This window comes from Rhizobium zaerense, assembly GCF_051810725.1.
Lineage (GTDB): Bacteria > Pseudomonadota > Alphaproteobacteria > Rhizobiales > Rhizobiaceae > Rhizobium > Rhizobium leguminosarum_I.
The window spans coordinates 4,352,194-4,368,783 of the sequence record NZ_CM132690.1 but is presented as its reverse complement, the minus strand read 5'-3'; the positions used below and the strand labels follow the sequence as shown (position 1 = coordinate 4,368,783).

The window sequence follows — 16,590 nt, the reverse complement described above, 5'->3', positions numbered from 1 at the left end:
GCCGGAGACGCCACACGCATTCACCCGACACTTGGAGTGATCGCCATGACCGGCATCGAGCATGTCCTCAATCCGCCGAGAACGACCCTCGGCGCTACCGCCGCCGATGGCTGGCGCTTTGCCGTCATCGCGCTGATTTCTTTCCTGACATTGGTCGATCTCTTCGCGGCTCAGGCGATCCTGCCCGCGCTTGTGGAGAGATTTCAGGTCAGCCGCGCCGCCATGGGCTTTGCCGTCAATGCCAGCACTTTCGGCATGGCCGTCGCCGGGCTTGGCATAGCTTTCTTCGGTCGCAGGATCGATCGCCGCAGCGGTATCTGGATCAGCCTTGCGCTGCTTTCACTTCCCACGACAGCTCTGGCCTTTACCCACGATCTGACGGTTTTTGCCGTCCTCCGTATCGTCCAGGGCCTCTGCATGTCGGCAGCCTTCACGCTGACCATTGCCTATCTCTCGGAACACTTCTCGCCAACCCAGGCGACAGGCGCCTTGGCGGCCTATGTCACCGGCAATGTCGCGAGCAATTTCTTCGGCCGCATCCTCTCTGCAATAGTCGTCGGGTTCGGTGGGCTTGAAATCAACTTCCTCACCTTCGCGGCCCTCAACATCGCCGGCGCGCTGCTTGTCCGGCTCACCCTCAAAAAGACCTCGGCCATGATGCAGACCAGCGAAGACGGCTCATTCAACATGCGCCGCTGGACTTATCATTTCGCCGATGGTGAGCTGCGCCGTGTCTTCGCGATCGGCTTCCTCATCCTTTTCGTCTTCATCGGAACTTTCACCTATGTGAATTTCCAGCTCGTGGCTCTCGGCCTGTCGCCGATGACGCTCGGCCTCGTCTATCTGGTATTCCTACCGTCGATGCTGACCACGCCGATGGCAGGCAAGCTCGCGGTCCGAATCGGAGCAAAACTCGGGATCATCTCGACGCTTGGGCTCGCCATTGTCGGCGTCGCGGCACTTCTGAGTGTCAGCTTGCCTCTGGTGTTGGCCGGACTGGCGCTGGTGGCAATAGGGACATTCCTCGCCCAAGCGATCGCCACCGGTTTGGTTGGCCGACGCGCGGTTACGGACAAGGCAGGCGCCAGCGGAATTTACCTCGCCTCCTATTACACCGGGGGTCTCGCAGGCAGCCTCGTACTCGGCCAGATCTATGATCAGGTGGGCTGGCCGGCCTGTGTCGGCGTGCTCGTCGCAACGCTGCTTGCAGCCATCGTGATCGCCCTTCCCATCGGCTCAACGCCCGGTCCAATCCGGCGATGATCCAGGGCCATCGAAACGCACATCGAACGGCATTCTACAGTGTCGAGACGGCCACAGGCGGGAACGCAGGCAGAGCTACCGAAAGCTATCCGAGGGGCAAGTGGACGAACCGATCTACCGTCCGGATCAATCCAACGGCATCACAAAGGTGAAGCGCGTCTCCTTATCATCGGAACTGACCGTGATTGTCCCGCCATGGGCGCGGGCGATTTCCGAAGCGATGTGCAGACCCAGCCCCAATCCTCTTTGATTTGTACCGATTTCGCCTCTGAAATAAGGCTGAAAAAGCCTTGTCATCGCATCGCAGGCAATCGGAGGGCCGCTGTTGGCGATCCAAAGTTCCAGTCTTCCGCCGACAGTTGCCGCCGAGAGCCGCACCGGTTCGTCCGGCGTCCCGTGGGTCAGGGCGTTTCCGAGCAGGTTGGACACCAGCTGGCCGATCCGGCCGCTGTCGCAGTTTATCGGTCCGGCGAAGTCGATACTCACCTCAATTGCGCGGTCGAGATGACAGGAGCGGAGTTCGCCGATGACCTGTCGCAGGATCGGTTCGAGATGCTCCGCTCGCCTCTCGATCGTGATGCCGCCACCCAATCGTCCGCGCGCGAAGTCGAGAACGTTGTCGATCAGGCCGGACATGCGAACGACGCTGCCCTGCATCAAATCGAGAATGTTGATCGAGCGATCGGTCTGCTCTTCCTTTCGCAGCATGCGCGCCGCCGCGGCAATCGAGGCAAGCGGATTGCGCAGGTCATGGCCAAGGACAGCGATGAACTGCTCCCGCAATTCGGCAGTTTGCTGTTCAAGATGGAGCTGGAATTTGACGATGGCGCCGGCTGCGTCCGCGGCTGCGCGCGCCTCGACCAGCTCCCGTTCGTAACGGCGACGCTCGGCAGCCTGGAACATCGTCACGCGGGTGAAAAGCAGGGCACCGTCTTCTGCGCGTCTTTCCATTGCATTGGCGAGCACGGGCAAGGTCCTGCCGTCGGCCGTCACAAGATCGAGAGCAACCTCATTGAAAACCCCCTGCATGCGCAGCAGAGGCGCAAAATGGGTCTCGTAAAATATCCGGCCCGACGTGTTGAGCAGGTCGCGAAGTCGTTTGCCGAGGAGTTGCTCGGCAGGGATGCCGATCCAGGTCGATAGCGTTCGGTTCACCTTGACGATGCGCCCGTCCGGCTGCAGCGAAAGATAGCCGCATGGCGCGTTTTCGTACAGATCCTCAAGGTCTTCCGCCGGCATGACGATCTGCGTGTCGCCACTGGTCATCGGACGAACCGCCGGATTGCAGATATGACCTCGTCGGGAGCGCTGAGGCTAGGGCAGTGGCCACTGGCGTTCAGCACGACCAACTGACTGTTTGGGACCTGCTGATGCACGAATTCGCCGACCGGGGCCACGAAGCGCCACATGTTCTGGTCGCACCCGAATCCATGCGAAAAGATCATCGCACGCTGGCCATCGCCCCGGACTTGAACATGATTTCGATCGATGACTGTCATCTCGCCCTCTTCCCTGCTTTCATAGCATGTTCAGCCTGCTTTGGATTGAGGAAAGAATTGGGCAATGGGCTCGATGGTCGTGTGCCGCGATGTTCCGGAGGTGGCGCCAGCCGTTTGCTGCATATCTCAGTCCATCACTTTCCGGAGCTTGAAGAAGAACCGCCGAGGGTCGTCGCGCACGCACATCATTCCGGCAATCTCGTCATCGTCAATCCTGCGGAAGTAGTCCACGACCGGCTGTTTGTCGTAGATCATCGCAGCCGTTTCGACGCCGTCGAGGGCCTGAAGCTTCAACGAAGCTGTGGTGCCTCTCGCTCGAAGCAGCTTCTGCAGGTATGAGAACCAGCCGCGGGCAACGAATGTCCGGCCAAAGGGCGCCATCTTGATCGCCAGGCCAATGGGTAACAAGCTTGGCTCAAGCGCCACAAGTCGGCCCGATCTCCACGTGAAGAGCAGGGCGTCCGCCCGCATATTGGAATGGAAGCGCTTGCCAAACCAGTTGAGGTTCTCGAGCACGCCGTCCAGCGGATGACCCGACGGAATGCCGACGCCGCTCCAAAGGCCGACCATGTCCTTCGGCTGGACAGGCTCCAGCGAGCGGAACCAGGCAGCCATCTCCTCCTGCGGGTCGCCTCGCATGGGTTCTCCTCCAGGGACGGTCATTGCAAAAAAATGAAAAGAAGGCTTGGAAGTTCCCGTTCATGCCGACCGGAAGCCCGACGGCCCCCGAAGGGGCCGTTGGGGGTGTTCACCGGACAAGACTGGCCTATGCCTCAGGCGCGCGACGGCAGCAGGGGATAGCCGACCATGACGGCGCGGCCAAGCAGGGCTGCGACGAAAGCCTTGATCACATCACCGGGAATGAAAGCCATCGAGCTGATGAAGGCTTTCGTGAAGCCGAGGCCGGCGACGGTGGCCAGATAGGTGATGCCGAAGGCGTAGAGCACGACGATGCCGCCGACCATGGCGGTGAGGAAGAAGCTGACCGTCTGCACCAGGCCGGATTGCTGATGGTTGACCAGCCGCTCGCTGAGATAACCGGTGACGAAGGCCGCAAAGATCCAGCCGATCAGGAAGCCGGCCGTCGGCGACGCGAAGATCGCAAGCCCGCCGCGGCCGCCGGAAAGCACCGGCAGGCCGATCGCGACCAGCACCAGCACGATCAGCACGGCAATTGCGCCGCGCCGGGCGCCGAGCACGACGCCGGCCATCATCACGCCGAGGGATTGCGCCGTGATCGGCACCGGAATGAAGCCGAGCGAGATCGGCGGCAGCAGGCCGAGTGCCACGATGATCGCGGCAAAGAGGGCGGTAAGAACGAGGTCGCGAGTGCTCATCATGAATTCCGTGTTTATCAATCGTTAACTCACATGCCGCCGAATGCCGCGCGCGTCAATCGCCGCGGCGATATTATCCGCATCCTTGAGCGTCAGGATGATCAGCGGCGCAAGCAGCGTCGTCGGCCGCACCTTCAGCCCGCGTGCCTTGTGCGCCTCGCGGATCGCCTGATAACGGCCGACGATCTCCGGCACGAAACGCAGCACCAGCCCAAGCGCCAGGCCGATATCGTCCGCCTGCACCCAACCGGTGCGTTCGAGCGGGCGGGCAAGCGCCGTCACCTCGTCGATGAACTCGGTGATCGACGTCGTCGCCGTCACGGTGGCGGCAAGCAGCATCAGCGCCGTCAGCCGCAACAGGGGCACGAGCGCCTCCTGCCAGGGATTGAAGATGAGGTTGAAGAGTGCGACGACCGCGATCGTCAGGAAGACCGGCCGCAGCCGCCTGAGCCCATCCGCAAACGGCAGGCCGATCATCCGGTAGAGAACCGCCGTCAGCAGCACGGCGATCGACAGCAGGATGAGGTTCCCGCTGACGAACAGCACGACGCCGAAGATCGTCAGCGACAACAGCTTTACCCGCGGCGAAAGCCGGTGCATCACACTGTTGCCTTCGACATAGAGCGATTGCATCAAGCGGCGATCTCCTTGTAGCGGGCGATCGCCTCAGCAGCCGGCGCATCGGCGGCAAGCCGGCCTTCATGAAATAGCAGCACCCGTTCGAAATCGGCGATCAGCTCCAGATCATGGGTGATGATGATGGCGCTTTCCGGGAGCCCGGCGATAATCCCTTCAACCAGCGCCCGGTTCCTGAGGTCTAACTGGTTGGTCGGTTCGTCGAGGATGAGAATGCCCGGCCCCGTCGCCAGCACCGAGCAGAGGGCCGCCACCTGCAACTCGCCGCCGGAAAGCTCATGCGCGCGGCGATCGGCCAGCGCCTCGGCGCCGAAGCGGGCCAGCACGCCCTCGACCTTCGCCTCGATCTCCGCCTTGCTGAAGCCGCGCCGCTTCAGCCCGAAGGCGATGTCGTCTTTGACGATCGGCAGGATGATCTGGTTCTGCGGCGACTGGAAGATGAAGCCGACATCGGCCACCGCAGTCTTTTCATCGCTGGTGTCGCGGCCGTTGACAGTGACGCGGCCGACCGATGGTTTGATCAACCCGTTGATCAGCCGCGCGAAAGTCGTCTTGCCCGAACCGTTCAGCCCGATGACGCCGATGCGTTTTCCACTGATGCCAAGCGTCAGCGGCTGCAGCGCCACCCGCGCCCCGAAACTGACACCGGCACCTTCGAAACGAATATCCAAACCAATCCCTCGCACTTTTCATCGGAGGAGATTGCCGATGCCGGCCCCTCATCCGCCTGCCGGCACCTCTGCCTGGGTCGAGCCACATGTCTCGACCCGTCCTTCGAACCCCCGCTCGCGGGGAGAAGGGATATGCCGCACCCGCTTCCTCAATCTCGACGCTGCGTTTGGCAAGTCCCCTCTCCCCGCAGGCCGGGAGAGGGTTAGGGTGAGGGGCAGCCATTGGCGCCAACCGGATAGCAATGCTTCTATACGGGGACATCGGCCTGATGAAAGAGCAAATTGCGCTGTCGATATCGGGTGGCTAGGAAGATTTTCCGGATTATGATGGGGTCATGACGAATCTGCTTTCCAATTCCGACGCCCGCCGTGTCTTTCTTGCCAAGCAGGGCCTCAGCGCCCCGCCGAACCGCGCCTTGACCAAGGCCGGCCTGCTGCAGCTCATCCATGAGCTGGGTTTCGTCCAGGTGGACAGCATCCAGACGGTGGAGCGGGCGCATCATCAGATCCTGTTTTCCCGCAACCAGACCTACAGGCGCGAGCATCTGAAGGCGCTGCTCGAAAAGGAACGCGCGTTGTTCGAGCACTGGACGCACGATGCCTCGATTTTGCCGAGCGCCTTCTTCGTCTATTGGAAACACAAGTTCCGCCATCAGGAAAAGGTCCTCGTCGAACGCTGGCGCAAATGGCGCGGTGAGGGTTTCGAGGCAGCCTTCGAGGAGACCTATGAGCGCGTGCGTCGCGACGGCGCGATGCTGGCGCGCGACGTCAAGTCCGACGGCCACGTTTCCGGCGGCTGGTGGAACTGGCATCCGAACAAGACGGCGCTCGAATATTTCTGGCACACCGGCAAGTTCGCCATCGCCGGCCGCTCGAACTTCCAGAAGATCTATGACCTGGCGGAGCGCGTCATCCCGGCCGAGTTCCGCGAGCCCGAGGTGAGCCGCGAGGAATTCATCGACTGGGCCTGCCGCAGCGCGCTTGCCCGCCTCGGCTTTGCTACCCATGGCGAGATCGCAGCCTTCTGGAACCTGGTCTCGCCCGATGAGTCCAAGGCCTGGGTATCGGCACATCGCGACGAGCTGACCGAAGTGCTGATCGAACCGGCGCTCGACGGCAAGGCGCGCCCATCCTGGGCCTTTGCCGATTTCCCGTCGACGCTCGACAGCTATCCCGATGCTCCGCCGCGCATCCGCGTTCTCAGCCCCTTCGATCCGATGATCCGCGACCGCAACCGCACCGAACGCCTGTTCGGCTTCTTCTACCGCATCGAAGTCTTCGTGCCCGAGCCGAAGCGCGAATATGGCTATTACGTCTTCCCGCTGCTCGAAGGCGACCGGCTGATCGGCCGCATCGACATGAAGGCGGATCGGAAGAAATCGACGCTCGACATCAAGCGGCTGTGGCTGGAGCCGGGCGTGAAGCCGTCGGCCGGCCGGCTGGAGAGGTTGGAAGCGGAGTTGGAGCGGGTCGCGCGGTTTGCCGGCGTGGAGAAGGTCATCTTGCTCGATGGGTGGAGAGGGTAATCCCTTCTCCCCTCGGGGAGAAGGTGGCGGCAGCCGGATGAGGGGGCTTCATGGCACGCCGCTCAATATTGCCCTTCGCTTGCGCTCAGTGCAGTCGCTCCTAACGTCGCTCACCCCTTCATCTGTCCTTCGGACATCTTCTCCCCGCTGGGGAGAAGAGGAGGAGTGCTCAGCAGATCTCCGTCGTGCTGATCTTGATGCCGAAGCCTTCGAGGCCGACATAGTGGCGCTCGCGGCTGGTGAGCAGCTTGATCGAGCTGACGCCGAGATCCCTGAGGATCTGTGCGCCGAGGCCGATTTCCAGCCATTCGCTGTCGCGGGTCTGGGCTTCGGAATGGGCCTCGCGGCCCTGGTTGCGGGCCTTGCGGCCGTTGTCGTGATGGCCGACGCCGACGGAGCCTTCGCGCAGGTAGACGATGACGCCGCGGCCCTGCTCGGCAATCTTCTGCATGTAGAAATCGACCGGGCTGTTCTTGCCGAAGAGATCCTCGGCGACATTCTCCGGATGCAGCCGCACCGGGATGTCGACCCCGTCGCGGATGTCGCCGAAGACGACGGCGAGATGCTGCATCGGATCCCAGGGCAGGGAATAGGTATGGGCCTTGGCCTTGCCGAACGGCGTGTCGATGTCGAAGCTGGTACCGAGTTCGATCAGCGTTTCCTTGCGCTGGCGATAGGCAATGAGATCAGCGACCGAGACGAGCTTCAGCCCGTGCTGTTCGGCAAAGTCGACCACCTCAGGCCCGCGCGTGACGGTGCCGTCGTCATTGACCAGCTCGGAGATGACGCCGATCAGCGGCAGGCCGGCAAGCTTGCAGAGATCGACGGCGGCTTCCGTGTGGCCGGAGCGCATCAGCACGCCGCCTTCGCGGGAAACCAGCGGGAAGATGTGGCCGGGGCGGACGAAATCGGAGGCGCCGACATTCGGATTGGCGAGGTTGCGCACCGTCAGCGTCCGGTCGTCGGCGGAGATGCCGGTCGTCGTGCCGTGCTTGAAATCGACCGAGACGGTGAAGGCCGTCGTATGGGCCGAATCGTTTTCCGCCACCATGGCGTTGAGGTTGAGGCGTTTTGCCTCTTCCTTCGGCATCGGCGCGCAGACGATGCCGGAGGTGTGACGCACGATGAAGGCCATCTTCTCGGGTGTGCAATGCACCGCGGCGACGATCAGGTCGCCTTCGTTCTCGCGGTCATTGTCGTCCATGACGACGACGATCTCGCCGGCCTCGAAGGCCCGGATGGCGTCGACGACGCGCTTCTGGTCATAAGACATGGGCGAGCGCTCCTATTTCAGGCGGCCGGTCTGGCCGCGGTCGCGAAGATAATGATCGGCGATGGCGCAGGCGACCATCGCCTCGCCGATCGGCACGGCGCGGATGCCGACGCAGGGGTCGTGCCGGCCCTTGGTGCGGATATCGACATTCTTGCCGTCCGCATCGATCGACTGGCGTTCGGTCAGGATCGAGGACGTCGGCTTGACGGCGAAACGCGCCACCACCGGCTGCCCGGTGGAGATGCCGCCGAGAATACCGCCGGCATTGTTGGAAAGGAAGATCGGCGTGCCGTCATTGCCCATGCGCATCTCGTCGGCATTGTCTTCGCCTGACGTTTCGGCGGCGGCAAAACCATTGCCGATCTCGACGCCCTTGACCGCGTTGATCGACATCAGCAGTGAGGCGATATCCTGGTCGAGCTTGGCATAGATCGGCGCGCCGAGGCCGGCCGGCACACCTTCGGCGATCACCTCGATGACCGCGCCGATCGAGGAGCCGTTTTTGCGGATGCCGTCGAGATACTCCTCCCAGACCGGCACGATCGCCGCATCGGGCGAGAAGAACGGGTTCTGATCGATCTGGCCCCAATCCCAGTTGCGGCGGTCGATCTTGTGTTTGCCGATCTGCACCAGCGCCCCGCGCACGGTAACGCCTGGTACGACAAGGCGGGCGATGCCGCCGGCGGCAACCCGCGCGGCGGTTTCGCGCGCCGAGGAGCGGCCGCCGCCGCGATAGTCGCGAATGCTGTATTTGAGGTCATAGGTATAATCGGCATGGCCGGGGCGGTATTGCCGGGCGATCTCGCCGTAATCCTTGGAGCGCTGGTCGGTGTTTTCGATCAGCATGGAGATCGGCGTGCCGGTGGTCGTCATCGTCTCGCCATCGGCGTCCAGCATGACGCCGGACAGCACCTTCACCAGATCGTCCTCGCGCCGCTGCGTCACGAAGCGGGATTGCCCGGGCTTGCGCTTGTCGAGCCAGACTTGCAGGTCCTCGAGCTTGAAGCGCAACCCCGGAGGGCAGCCGTCGACGACACAGCCGAGCGCCGGACCATGGCTTTCGCCCCAGGTGGTTACGCGGAAAAGGTGACCGAATGTATTGTGCGACATGTGTTCCCACGGTGGCGCGCCAAAGCCGGTCGCTGCCGGCCGCGCCATTGCTTGAAAAGGCGCGACACTCATAGGCCAAAAAACCGCCGAGGCAAAAGCCTTTCTTTGCGCCAAACCGGCAGCTCAGGAAATGCTGTTTCCGTCCGTTGTCAGGGACGGGCGGTGCATTGTGCCGCCATTCTCTCTGCGCAGGCGGGGAGGGGTCAGGGCTGGGGGCGATCGGCAGGCAGCGATCAGGACGCCAGCCGCCACCCCGTTCCGGTGGCTTCCTCGGTGAAGTCGTCGAAGGAGAGCGGCCGCGAGAAGGCATAACCTTGCAGGATATCGCAGCCGAGATCGCGCAGCAGTGCGGCATGTGCCGCCGTCTCCACCCCTTCGGCCACCGTCTCGACCCCGAGCGAGCGGGCGATTTCGATGATCGAGCTGACGAGTGCCCGCTCCTGCGAGGCATTGACGATCGGCTGCACCAGCTGGCGGTCGATCTTCAGCCGCTTCGGTTTCAGCTTCAACAGGCTGACGATCGAGGTATGGCCGGTGCCGAAATCGTCGATCTCGATATCGATGCCGAGCGCCTTGATGCGTTCGAGGTTCTGCGAGACGACGTCCTCGCTCTCGTCGAGGAAGATCGATTCCACCAGTTCGAAGGAGATCTCGCCCGGACGGATATGCAGGTCGGCGAGCGATTCCAACAGGCTGCCGTCATGCAGCCGCCGCGCCGAAACATTGACCGAGACTTTGGGCACGGCAATACCGCGCGCCGTCCAGCGCATCTTGTCGTGCAGCGCCGTTTCGAGCACGATCCGGTCGAGCATCTGCACGACATTGATTTCGTCGGCAATGCGCAGGAACTTGTCGGGGGCGAGCCACCCCTTGGACGGGTGGTTCCAGCGCACCAGCGCCTCGACGCCCGTCAGCTCCATCGTCCGGGCCGAGAATTGCGGCTGATACCATGCGGTGAATTCGCCATTGTCGATGCCGGCAAGGATCTCGTCGGCGGTGCGCTTGGTGTTGATGATATCGGCCTGGAGATTGTGATTGAAGAATTCGAAGCGGTTGCGGCCCATGCTCTTGGCGCGGTAGAGCGCGATATCGGCATTGATCAGCATCTTGCGCGCATCGACATGGATGCCGTTGGCGAGCGCAATGCCGATCGACACGCCGCAGCGGCAGGAAAAGCCCTGGAAATCGATCGGCTGGCGCATCTCCTCGATGATCCGCGTCGAAAGTTGAGCCATCTCCTTGTCGCCGACGTCGAGGGCGAGGATGACGAACTCGTCGCCGCCGATGCGCGCGACGACGTCGCTGCCGCGGACATTCTTGGCGAGCACCTTCGAGGCGTGTACCAGCATCGCATCGCCGGCGGCATGGCCGAGCGTATCATTGATGTCCTTGAAGCGGTCGAGATCGATATGCAGGATCGAGAATTTCTGCCGCTCTCGGCGTCCGTCATGGGTCAGATTTTCGAGCGCGATGTCGAGCTTGCGGCGGTTGGCGAGTGCAGTCAGCGGATCGTGCAGCGAATTGTGCTCGATCCTGTTCTTGGCAAGCTCGAGCTCGATATTCTTGGCGACTGCCTCGTCCTTGGCGGTCTTCAGCCGGATCGTCATCAGCACGTCTTCGGTGGCGTCGAAGGCGATGCCCATGACCTTCATCTCGCCCGTCCCCGTCTGGTGGACCTTGCCGACCGAGCGCACGTAACGCACCGAGCCGTCGCCGACCAGCACGCGGCAGACGAGCGTGTGCGTATCGCCGTTCTTCTTGAAGTGGCGTGCGCTTTCGAGCGCTAAGGCTCGATCCTCGGGGTGGATGCAGCCAAGCCAGATCTCCTCGGTCATGAAGCCGTTGCGCGGCGCAAGCCCATAGAGCTCGTGCATCCGCTCGTTCCAGATCGAGCCGCCTCGGCCGGGCCGGGCTTCCCATATGCCGCACTGATAGGAATTGAGCGCCAGGTCGAGCCGGCTGGAAAGCTCGGCGAGCTGCCCCTCGCGGCTCGAGAGCTCTTCAAGCGCCAGCTCCAGCTCGGCATTCTTGACCTCGCTCATATCCTTGGCCTTGCGCAGCCTGTCGGTGATCTCCGCATCGGCTGTCACGTCCCAGACGATGCCGATCGTCTTGCTGACGCCGCCGGCATCCGTATAGAAGGCGCCGACCGAGCGCAGGTGGCGGATACCGCCGTCGGCAAGCAGGATGCGGTATTGTGCCGTGCAGGCAGCACCGGCAATGCTGCAGCTGAAAAAATGCACTTCGGCGATGTCGCGGTCCTCGGGCAGGACAGCCGCCAGCCATTCGTCGAGCGCCCAGCTTCCTTCCTCAGCCGGCTTGCCGTGCAGGGCCGCGGCGCGCGTGTCCCAGAGCAGGCTGCTCGAATCATCCTGCAGCTCCCAGATGCCGATATTCGAGGATTCCAGCGCCAGATTGAGCCGCTGCGACAGTTCCAGCAGTTTTGCCTCGCGCGTCTCCAGCGCGGTAATGTTGCGATTGCGCTCGCCGAGCAGGAGGGTCGCGAAGAAGATCGGCACGATGATGACGAAGCCGCCGGCAAGGATGATCAGGCGCAGCTCGGTGCGGTTTTCGGGTATCGCGTCCCAGCCGCTGTTGGGGACCGCGGAAAGCTCCCACTTGCCGCCGGCAAAGCCAATCTTCTGGCGCATCGGATGCTTGTCATCGATATCGGACGAACCGAAGAACGGCGCCGGCAGAGCGGCATTGGTCGCGGCCGCCGCGCTGATATCGCGGATGGCGATCGAAAGATGGTCGAGATGCGGATAGCGTTCCCGGTTCTCGCGGTCGTGTGCCGGCATCAGCCCGGTCGCCTGGTAGAACATCGTCTGGTCGATGGCGACTTCGACCGCCCCCCAGAGCCGCCGTTCGCCGTTCTCCCTGACGAAAACCGGGAAGAAGATGGCAAAGGCGTCGCGGCTGTCAATGCTGATCGGGCCGTAGAAGCGCGCCGACTGGTCGCCGGCGGCGCCGGTCATCGCCTGGCGGAAGAACAGAGCCTCTCGCACGTCGCGGCCGATCCGCTCGTTGCCGGATTGCGGCGGGTGGATGTCGCGGACGATGAAATCAGGCGCGACGGCGATATGAATGAAAGAGGGGTTCTGGATCAGCAGCCAGTTGATCTGGCGTTCCATCTCCTCTCCGTTTGCCGTGCTGACGGAGATCAGGTTCGTCAGGTCGCGCACGACGCTGAGGTCCATATTGATCTCGGCCATGACGCGGGCGCGGATCAGGTTCGTCTCGTTTTCGGTGCGGATATGAAGTTCGCGCACATGAGACGCGGTATTGGCCTGGTCGAGCCCGAAGCCGACCACGATGACGACCAGGGCGACAAGCGACGAAACCAGAAACGAGACGCGGCTATTCTTCAACACGCGCCGCAACTGCTTGCTGTCGCTGAGCCTGGATAACAAAATGAAACCCCCATGTTGACGAGCAACTGTAGGGCGCGCGGGTTAATTTACGATTGCCCGCCGTCGATTCCGGGAAGGCGAGGAAAGGCGTAAAAACCGGGGTTAACGCGGCATCTTGATTATATTTAAAATCCTATTCATCAATTGGGCGGGAAAAGACATCCTTCCGGGCAATTTTCGCCATATTCAGGAGCTTATCTGTGGCCAGTCAGTTTCTCGTGCAGCGTCTTATAAGGATTGTCGCCATGCGTTTCGTCGTCGCCACGCTTTTGGCAACAGCAAGCTTCCTGTCACCCATGAGCGGTTTTGCCGAGAGCGCCGACGTCGAGGCGACGATCAAGAAGGTCGACACGGCCAACCTCGTGCTGACGCTCGATGACGGCAAAACCTATCAGGCGCCCGAGGAATTCAATTTCGACGGCCTCGAAGCCGGCGTGAAGGTGATCGTCTTCTATACCGAGGTCGACGGCAAGCGCGTCATCAACGATCTCGATATCGTCAAATAGGCAGCGTAACGCCTAGATCGGCGTATAAAATTCACTTCCATTCCACTACATATGTACACTATGCCACGTCGGCGTAGTGCCCACAGTGGTGCGCAACCTCGTAGGACAATCGTGTCCGCTATGGAGACTGATCGTATGAAGCACGCCTCGATCATAGTGCGCGCGGATTGGGATGAAGAGGCTGGTGTTTGGGTTGCCAGTAGCAACGATATCGAAGGGCTGGCCGTCGAGGCCGACACCCTCGAAGCCCTCGAGCCTAAAGTTGTGGCAGCTATAACCGACCTTTTCGAGCTTAACGGCTTCACCTCGAGTCTGCCGGAAATCCCCGTCCATATCATGGCCGAACAGCTCGTTCGCATCCCCAATCCGACCTACTGAGCGCATGGCCGGCTATCTCCGCGAACTCAAAGAGTTATTGCTGAAAGCCGGCTGCGAATACGTGCGACCGGGAAAGGGTGATCATGAAATCTGGTACAGCCCGATTTCTAACCGCCACTTCACGGTCGACCATGGTGTAAAATCCCGCCATACGGCCAATGAAACGCTAAAACAGGCCGGACTTCCGAAGGCTTTTTGATCGAGGCGCAATGGCAATGCCTACAGCCAGACGATCGTCCGCTCCGTGGTTTCGATCCTGATGATCCGATCCTGTGGGATCGCACCTTCCGCAGCAGTGCTTTTCGGCAGGTCGGCGATCGTCTGGAACAGCGTGCGGATGACGCCGCCATGCGTCACGCAGACCGTCGGCCGATCGACCGAGTTCAGCCAAGAGCCGGTGCGCCAGGAGAGGATTTCATAGCTTTCCGCATCATCGCCGGGCGGGATAAAATCCCATTTCGAGGCGTTGCGCTCCGCTACCCGCTCGCGCTGCGTCGCCTTCAACTCCTTGATCGTCGAGCCTTCCCAGTCGCCGAAGGAAATTTCCACCAGCCTTGGATCGGTGCGATAGGCCAGCGGCGGCAGGCCCATGGCGGTGCGCATGATTTCCATCGTCGCGCGCGTGCGCTGGAGCGGGCTTGCGACGAAATCGAACTGGTCGATCGTGTCGCCGAGAATCTCCGCCAGCGCGATGCCGTTCTGCCGGGCCTGTTCCAGGCCCGTGGCATTCATCGGGATATCCTTCTGACCCTGCAGGCGGCGCTCGGCATTCCAGGCGGTCTGGCCGTGTCTGATCACGTAGATAAGCACGGTCTCGCATCCATATGGAGAAATCAGTCCTTGATGACGGAAATGTCGGGCGCGTCGACCGCCTTCATGCCGATGACATGATAGCCACTGTCGGCGTGATGCACTTCGCCGGTGACGGAGCGCGAGAGATCCGACAGGAGATAGAGGCCGACATCGCCGACTTCCTCGATGGTGACGGTACGGCGCAACGGCGCGTTATATTCGTTCCACTTCAGAATATAGCGGAAATCGCCGATGCCGGAGGCGGCAAGCGTCTTGATCGGTCCGGCCGAAACGGCGTTGACGCGGATGTTCTGGGGGCCGAGATCGACGGCAAGATACTTGACGCTGGCTTCGAGCGCGGCCTTGGCGACGCCCATGACGTTATAGTTCGGCATCACCTTTTCGGCGCCGTAATAGGTCAGCGTCAGCATGGCGCCGCCATCCGTCATCAGCTTCTCGGCGCGGCGTGCGACCGAGGTGAAGGAATAGACGGAGATCTGCATCGTCTTGGTGAAATTGTCGGGCGAGGTGTCGACGTAGCGGCCGGTCAGCTCGTCCTTGTCGGAAAAGCCGATCGCATGCACGAGGAAATCGATCTTGCCCCAGAGCTTTTCGACGTTTTCGAAAACGGCGTCGATGGTTGCTTCGTCGGCGACGTCACAATGGCCGACGAGCGTCGCGCCGATTTCGGCGGCGAGCGGCTCGACGCGCTTCTTCAGCGCATCGCCCTGGTAGGTGAGCGCGACTTCTCCGCCCTGCGCATGAATGGCCTTGGCAATACCCCACGCAATCGAACGATTGTTGGCGACACCCATGATGACGCCGCGTTTGCCTGCCATGAGGCCGGATGCTTGAGCCATATTTCGCTCCCTAGGATTCTGATCGATCCTGCCTATGGCATAGGCCGTTAATCGGTTCAAGCTTGGCCGGGATCATCAACTGTTAGGGATCGTAATAAAGGGTGCGAATGTCATAAAAATTTCATAGGAACAGGCCTTCGCGCATGCTCCGCATGAGATCGGTGATTTTGTCGTCGGGTTTTTCCCACAAGATAATGCGCAATTCGACGACGAGATCGCCTCTGCCGCCCTCTTCGCGGGGCAATCCCTGGCCGGGAACACGGATCGTCTTGTCCGAGCCCGACCATGCCGGGATCGTCACGTTCAGCGGGCCGCTCGGTCCTTCGATACGCGCCTCGGTGCCGAGCACGGCATTTTCGATGCTGAGCGGCAGCACGGCGTGCAGATCGAAACCATCGACCGTGAAGCGCGGATCGGGTGCAATGCGAATGTTGACGACGGCGTCGCCGCGCTGCATGCCCGGCAGTTTGAAGCCCTGTCCCTTGAGCCTGATCTCGTGACCGTCGGTCGTGCCTGCCGGCAACGCGAAGCCGACTTCGCGGCCCTCCGGCAATGACGCGGTGATCCAGCCGCTCTTCAACACGTCGTCGATCGTGACGGTCGCCGTTGTCACCTCATCCGGCGCCCTTTCGAGGCCGGTGTCCTTAGCGCCGGTGAAACGGCGCACCAGGTTTGTCAGGATGCTGAGTGGCAGCGACAGGTTGGCGGCGGCATTTGCCCCCGCTTCGCCCGCTTCCTCGTCGCCCTTGGTGTCGGCCTCGGCGGTGTCGCCATCCATGCGCTTGCCGGCGTCGCCCTGGGCGTTTTGGGCCTGCTGGTATTGCGTCTGCTGGGCGCGACCCTGCGCCTGGCCGCCGGCAGCCGCGCGAGCCTGGGCGCCGAAAATGCGATCCACCATCTCATCGGCCGCCTCAGCGGAACCTGCCTGTTGCCTGGAGCCGTCGGCGGCAGCCTTCTGGGCGGCGCGCGCCAGCTCTTCCATCACGCGCTCGGCATTGGCCTGCGCCGCCTTGGCGCGCACGGCCGCCTCGCGGGCGGCCTGGCGCTGCTGCATGATCGTCTGTTCGTGCTTCTTGGCTTCGGCCATCCGCAGGGCATTGTCGAACAGGCTGCGTTTGCGCGGGTCCTTCAGCGTTTCATAGGCGCGGCCGATCTCGGCGAATCGGGCCGTCGCTGTCGGATCGTCCTGATTGTGGTCGGGATGGGCTGATTTGGCCATGTTGCGCCAAGCCGCCTTGATCTCGTCTACTGCCGCGTCGCGCTTGACGCCCAGAATTTTATAAGGATCGCGCATGTTAAAACCGCCGGTGTTGCGATGCGGCAAGC

Annotated in this window: 17 protein-coding genes; 5 read left to right on the top strand and 12 right to left on the bottom strand. The window is 62.1% G+C overall.

The annotated features are described in order from the left end of the window. Positions 1-45 precede the first annotated feature (45 nt). The gene (locus ACS4RR_RS21820) at positions 46-1,263 is read left to right on the top strand and encodes an MFS transporter (RefSeq protein WP_456189384.1); all 1,218 of its coding nucleotides are present in this window, start codon (positions 46-48) and stop codon (positions 1,261-1,263) included. Positions 1,264-1,389: 126 nt separating this feature from the next. On the opposite strand, the gene ACS4RR_RS21815 is transcribed toward ACS4RR_RS21820, so the two are convergent. From ACS4RR_RS21815 to ACS4RR_RS21790, 6 genes are all read right to left on the bottom strand, one after another. Then, positions 1,390-2,529: a PAS domain-containing sensor histidine kinase gene (locus ACS4RR_RS21815; protein ID WP_456189383.1), complete on the bottom strand. Its 1,140-nt coding sequence runs from the start codon at positions 2,527-2,529 to the stop codon at positions 1,390-1,392. Further along, positions 2,526-2,762 (bottom strand): alpha/beta fold hydrolase, encoded by a 237-nt coding sequence (locus ACS4RR_RS21810; protein ID WP_206119895.1) that lies wholly within the window; start codon positions 2,760-2,762, stop codon positions 2,526-2,528. The genes ACS4RR_RS21815 and ACS4RR_RS21810 overlap by 4 nt, the downstream gene beginning before the upstream one ends. Positions 2,763-2,888: 126 nt before the next feature. Continuing rightward, a complete protein-coding gene (locus ACS4RR_RS21805; RefSeq protein ID WP_222385821.1) occupies positions 2,889-3,425 on the bottom strand; it encodes a GXWXG domain-containing protein in 537 nt (178 codons plus the stop codon). A 110-nt stretch (positions 3,426-3,535) separates the two neighbouring features. Beyond that, positions 3,536-4,099, bottom strand: a complete 564-nt coding sequence (locus tag ACS4RR_RS21800; protein ID WP_456189382.1) for a biotin transporter BioY — start codon at positions 4,097-4,099, stop codon at positions 3,536-3,538. A 24-nt stretch (positions 4,100-4,123) separates the two neighbouring features. After that, positions 4,124-4,732 (bottom strand): energy-coupling factor transporter transmembrane component T family protein, encoded by a 609-nt coding sequence (locus ACS4RR_RS21795; protein WP_024321249.1) that lies wholly within the window; start codon positions 4,730-4,732, stop codon positions 4,124-4,126. Then, entirely contained in the window at positions 4,732-5,406 is a 675-nt protein-coding gene (locus tag ACS4RR_RS21790) for an energy-coupling factor ABC transporter ATP-binding protein (RefSeq protein ID WP_170258277.1), read from the bottom strand. Before ACS4RR_RS21790 ends, ACS4RR_RS21795 begins: the two co-directional genes overlap by 1 nt. A 335-nt stretch (positions 5,407-5,741) precedes the next feature. Between ACS4RR_RS21790 and ACS4RR_RS21785 the strand changes: the two genes are divergently transcribed. After that, the gene (locus tag ACS4RR_RS21785) at positions 5,742-6,932 is read left to right on the top strand and encodes a winged helix-turn-helix domain-containing protein (protein WP_260110262.1); all 1,191 of its coding nucleotides are present in this window, start codon (positions 5,742-5,744) and stop codon (positions 6,930-6,932) included. A gap of 169 nt (positions 6,933-7,101) precedes the next feature. Here ACS4RR_RS21785 and ribB read toward each other — a convergent pair whose 3' ends face one another. From ribB to ACS4RR_RS21770, 3 genes are all read right to left on the bottom strand, one after another. Continuing rightward, the gene (gene ribB, locus ACS4RR_RS21780; protein WP_260110263.1) at positions 7,102-8,205 is read right to left on the bottom strand and encodes a 3,4-dihydroxy-2-butanone-4-phosphate synthase; all 1,104 of its coding nucleotides are present in this window, start codon (positions 8,203-8,205) and stop codon (positions 7,102-7,104) included. 12 nt (positions 8,206-8,217) lie between these two features. After that, a complete protein-coding gene (gene aroC / locus ACS4RR_RS21775) occupies positions 8,218-9,315 on the bottom strand; it encodes a chorismate synthase (RefSeq protein ID WP_222385823.1) in 1,098 nt (365 codons plus the stop codon). A gap of 233 nt (positions 9,316-9,548) precedes the next feature. Then, positions 9,549-12,728 carry a bifunctional diguanylate cyclase/phosphodiesterase gene (locus ACS4RR_RS21770; protein ID WP_456189381.1) on the bottom strand — a complete coding sequence of 1,060 codons (3,180 nt, stop codon included), beginning with the start codon at positions 12,726-12,728 and terminating at the stop codon, positions 9,549-9,551. Between the two features lie 245 nt (positions 12,729-12,973). Between ACS4RR_RS21770 and ACS4RR_RS21765 the strand changes: the two genes are divergently transcribed. From ACS4RR_RS21765 to ACS4RR_RS21755, 3 genes are all read left to right on the top strand, one after another. Beyond that, a complete protein-coding gene (locus ACS4RR_RS21765) occupies positions 12,974-13,234 on the top strand; it encodes a DUF1344 domain-containing protein (RefSeq protein ID WP_003569889.1) in 261 nt (86 codons plus the stop codon). A gap of 135 nt (positions 13,235-13,369) precedes the next feature. Further along, on the top strand, positions 13,370-13,612 hold the full coding sequence (locus ACS4RR_RS21760; protein ID WP_037115447.1) for a DUF1902 domain-containing protein: 243 nt from the start codon (positions 13,370-13,372) through the stop codon (positions 13,610-13,612). 4 nt (positions 13,613-13,616) lie between these two features. Then, a complete protein-coding gene (locus tag ACS4RR_RS21755) occupies positions 13,617-13,811 on the top strand; it encodes a type II toxin-antitoxin system HicA family toxin (protein WP_003588117.1) in 195 nt (64 codons plus the stop codon). A gap of 20 nt (positions 13,812-13,831) precedes the next feature. Here the strand turns inward: ACS4RR_RS21755 and ACS4RR_RS21750 are convergent, their stop codons facing one another. From ACS4RR_RS21750 to ACS4RR_RS21740, 3 genes are all read right to left on the bottom strand, one after another. Continuing rightward, positions 13,832-14,422: a histidine phosphatase family protein gene (locus ACS4RR_RS21750; protein ID WP_260297967.1), complete on the bottom strand. Its 591-nt coding sequence runs from the start codon at positions 14,420-14,422 to the stop codon at positions 13,832-13,834. A gap of 23 nt (positions 14,423-14,445) precedes the next feature. Continuing rightward, the gene (gene fabI / locus ACS4RR_RS21745; RefSeq protein WP_017963100.1) at positions 14,446-15,264 is read right to left on the bottom strand and encodes an enoyl-ACP reductase FabI; all 819 of its coding nucleotides are present in this window, start codon (positions 15,262-15,264) and stop codon (positions 14,446-14,448) included. A 121-nt stretch (positions 15,265-15,385) separates the two neighbouring features. Beyond that, entirely contained in the window at positions 15,386-16,588 is a 1,203-nt protein-coding gene (locus ACS4RR_RS21740; protein WP_456189380.1) for a J domain-containing protein, read from the bottom strand. Positions 16,589-16,590: the final 2 nt, after the last annotated feature.